This is a genomic window from Pseudomonas sp. Pseusp97, from assembly GCF_047304025.1.
Taxonomy (GTDB): Bacteria; Pseudomonadota; Gammaproteobacteria; order Pseudomonadales; family Pseudomonadaceae; genus Pseudomonas.
In genome coordinates this window covers 1-3,739 of the sequence record NZ_JBGLYK010000346.1, presented here as the reverse complement: position 1 = coordinate 3,739, position 3,739 = coordinate 1, and the positions used below count along the sequence as shown (strand labels likewise).

Genomic DNA, 3,739 nt, shown 5'->3' with positions numbered 1-3,739 from the left:
GTTCGCGAGCAAGCTCGCTCCTACGAAAAGCCGGTTTGCAGGAAGGGTGGCGCGCAGCGTCACCCATGCTGACGGCGCACGAGCGTGATGGGTATCGCTGCGCTCCACGCCATCCTATGGGTGTTCAGCCGGTGAATAATCAGCGACGCGGTTCCCGCTGGGCGCTCTTGTAGGATGGGTGGAGCGGAGTGATAGCCAGGCTGAGGGCGCACGGCGGTGATGGGTATCGCTGCGCTCCAGGCCATCCTGCGGCCGTTCAGCCGGTGGGTGATCAGCGGGCCTGTCGCATCTCTCTTGAGCCAGGCGTACCGATGCCGTTCACCACTGCATGGATGATCACCTCGCGGCTGTTCGGCTGCATCGAGCAGTGCAGGTCCGCGCAATGCCGGCCTGAGGCTTGTCTTGCTGGGCGGGGCGCGGGTTATCCTGCGGGCCCCGTCGTTGTCACGAGGCTGTCATGTCGTCCGCTTCCGCGCCTGCCCTGCAGCGGGCCGACCGAGATTCACGCAACTCCGCCCAGGTGCTCAGCCTGTGCCTGCCCAGCGACGTGCTGCTGTACCTGCTGCTGCCGATGTACGCGGCGGATTTCGGTGTGACCCTGGTGGAAGCGGGTATCCTGCTGGCGGCCAACCGGCTGGTGCGTATCGTCGGCTACGGCTGGGTGGTGCGCTTCTATGGCCGTCACGGCGACCGCGCAGCATGCAGCCTTGCCGCCTTCGCGGCGGCGGTCTGCGCGCTGGGCAATGCGACCCTGTCCGGCTTCGCCGCGCTGCTGGTGCTGCGCCTGGTCTGGGGCCTGTGCTTCGCCACGTTCAACCTCAGTACCCAGACCCTCGCCACCGCCGAGGCCCAGGGTGCCGCGCGGCGTGCCGGGCGCTCGCGGGCGACGCTTTCCATCGGGCCGATGCTGTTCCTCCCGCTGGGCGCGGTGATGGCCCAGGCACTGGGCCCGCGCAGTATCTTCTTCGTCCTCTGCGCCAGTGCCCTGTGCGGCCTGTGGCGCGCCCGCGCGCTGCCCGACAGGCCGCACGACATCCCCTCGAACAGTGGTCGCCGGCTGCGCCTGCCGGACAGCATTTCCACCTGGTCCTTCATCGAAGGCGTGACCCTGGATGGCCTGTTCATCTTCGGCCTGTCGCTCTATGCGCAGACCCACCTGGGCGGCACCGGCGTGCTGGTGGCCGGCGTGCTGATGGCGGTGCGCTACCTCAGCGAGATGCTCTTCAGTCCGTTCGGCGGGCGCCTGGCCGATCGCTTCGGCGCGTTGCGCATGCTGGTCGTGCTGTCGCTGGCCACCTCGCTGGCGCTGCTGATGTTCGGCAGCTACTGGCTGTTCATTGGCGCCTTTTTCGTGCTGGTGCTGCGCGCGCTGCAGCTGCCGCTGGTGGTGACGCTGGTGGCGCAGCGCAACCCGCAAGCGCGCATCCAGGCACTGGCGGGCAACGCGGTGTGGCGCGACATCGGCGCGGGGCTCGGGCCGATCCTGGCCGGCGTGCTGCTGCCGCAGGTGCCGGCGCTCTGGGCTTATGCAGGCGCTGCGGCGATACTGGCGCTCAGCGCGCTGGGGTGTGCCTGGCGGCGCTGAGGGACCCGGGATCGATTCGTAAGGCAAGGAAGCAGGCAAGTGAAAGCATTGTGCATCGGTTTGACCGCGATTCTGTCGCTCGCGCAATTGGCGCCAGCCTTCGCGGATAACCTCAACGGCAAGAACCTCTTTACCCAGCGCTGCGCGGTTTGCCACGGCGCGGACATCAAGGCGACAGGGCCGCTGGCGCGCAAGAGCAACCCGCCCACGCCCGATCTCACGACGCCCGCTTTCAGGAAGCGTCTGAGCGAGTATCCGGGCGTCATCGTGTCTTCGGTGGTGCTGCGCCCCAACGGCAATCTGATTCCCAGGACCTTGCGCGAGAACGGCGTGAAGATACCGCCGCATGCCTGGAGCATCGATGACCTGCGCGATCTGAACCAGTACATGCTCAGTGTGATTTCAAGGAGTCGCTGAGGCTGCTCCAGGTGCGTGGAAAACCCGTGCGCCATACCGGGCTGGAATGCGCGGATTGTTCAAGCGCGGGTGCGGTGAAGGCGGGAACACTGGCGGCTCTTCCTGCACTGGAGCTGCCCCATGCGCCATCTCTACGCCCCCGCGTTCTTCTTCGGCTTCCTCGGCCTGGCCCTGTTCCTGGTCGGTGAAGGCGTATCGCTGCTGTGCCTGCCGGCGCTGTTGCCGCTGGCGATCCTGCTGGCCTTCCTCGCCGAGCGACTCTGGCCCTATCGAGCGGGCTGGAACGAGAGCCACGGCGATGGCGCCCGCGACCTTATCCATGCGCTGGTCAACGAGACGCTGAACGCAGTGGGGATCGCCGCCATCCCGCTGATCGCCGCATGGCTGCCGCATTTCGGGCTATGGCCAATGGATTGGCCGCTGGCGCTGCAATTGCTGGCGGCGCTATTGATAGCCGACCTCGGCATCACCCTGGTGCACTACGCCAGCCACCGTTCGGCCCTGTTGTGGCGCCTGCATGCTGTGCACCACAGCGTCACGCGGATGTACGGTTTCAATGGGCTGATGAAGCACCCGCTGCACCAGATGCTGGAGGCGCTGGGAGGCACGCTGCCGCTGCTGTTGCTGGGCATCCCGGTGGAGATTGCCGCGCTGCTGGCGTTTGCCATCGCCATCCAGTTGCTGCTGCAGCACAGCAACGTGGACATGCGCATCGGCGCGTTGCGCCACCTGTTCGCCTGGGCGCCGCTGCATCGCCTGCACCACCTGAAATACGGCACGGCGGGTGACGTGAATTTCGCGCTGTTCTTCAGCTTCTGGGATCGCCTGCTGGGAACTGCGCTGCACCTGCCGGACTATGCGCTGGCGGAGGATGACCTGGGCATCGGTGACCGACCCGACTATCCGGTGGCGTACTTCGATCAGCTTGCCGAGCCGTTCCGTCGCGTTGATGTGGCGCATCCGCCGGTGCCGTTGCCGGCCGAGCTGCGGCGTGCGGGAGTGGGCTGGCGCTGATGATGCGGCGGCAGAACTGGAAGGGCACGTAGGAGCGAGGGCTGATATTCCAGCTGTAGGGCGCATAACTCCGCACGTTCTCCGCCTGCCCCTCCTCGTCGGCACACAGCCGGACGCAGGCTGTAGGAGCGAGCTTGCTCGCGAACGCGTTGCACCTGGGGCGTCCGGCGTGAGGCGGTTCGCGAGCAAGCTCGCTCCTACGAAAAGCTTCCACAGCCTGCGACGCCGAGGACCGGATAGGTAGGGCGCATGACCCGGCACGGTTATCCGCCAGCCTCTACTCGTCACCACAACGCAGGCTGTAGGAGCGAGCTTACTCGCGAACGCGTTGCACCTGGGGCGTCCGGCGTGAAGCGGTTCGCGAGCAAGCTCGCTCCTACGAAAAGCTTCCACGACCTGCGACGCCGAGGACCGGATAGGTAGGGCGCATAACTCGGCACGGTTATCCGCCTGTTCCTCGTCGGCACACAGCCGGACGCAGGCTGTAGGAGCGAGCTTGCTCGCGAATGCGTTGCACCTGGGGTGTCCGGCGTGAAGCGGTTCGCGAGCAAGCTCGCTCCTACGAAAAGCTTCCAAAGCATGCGACGCCGAGGACCGGATAGGTAGGGCGCATGACCCGGCACGTTCTCCGCCTGTTCCTACTCATCGGTACACAGCCGGACGCAGGCTGTAGGAGCGAGCTTGCTCGCGAACGCATTGCACCTGGGGCGTCCGGCGTGAGGC

The 3,739-nt window shown here is 66.4% G+C and carries 3 protein-coding genes; all 3 read left to right on the top strand.

Going from position 1 to position 3,739, the window contains the following annotated elements; translation table 11 throughout:
- The first annotated feature begins 457 nt into the window (after positions 1–457).
- The 3 genes from ACCC94_RS28545 to ACCC94_RS28535 all read left to right on the top strand — a co-directional run bounded on the left by ACCC94_RS28545 (position 458) and on the right by ACCC94_RS28535 (position 3,016).
- Positions 458–1,585 carry an MFS transporter gene (locus ACCC94_RS28545; protein ID WP_413352955.1) on the top strand — a complete coding sequence of 376 codons (1,128 nt, stop codon included), beginning with the start codon at positions 458–460 and terminating at the stop codon, positions 1,583–1,585.
- Between the two features lie 48 nt (positions 1,586–1,633).
- The gene (locus ACCC94_RS28540) at positions 1,634–2,002 is read left to right on the top strand and encodes a c-type cytochrome (RefSeq protein ID WP_413352957.1); all 369 of its coding nucleotides are present in this window, start codon (positions 1,634–1,636) and stop codon (positions 2,000–2,002) included.
- Between the two features lie 120 nt (positions 2,003–2,122).
- Positions 2,123–3,016, top strand: a complete 894-nt coding sequence (locus ACCC94_RS28535) for a sterol desaturase family protein (RefSeq protein ID WP_413352954.1) — start codon at positions 2,123–2,125, stop codon at positions 3,014–3,016.
- Positions 3,017–3,739: the final 723 nt, after the last annotated feature.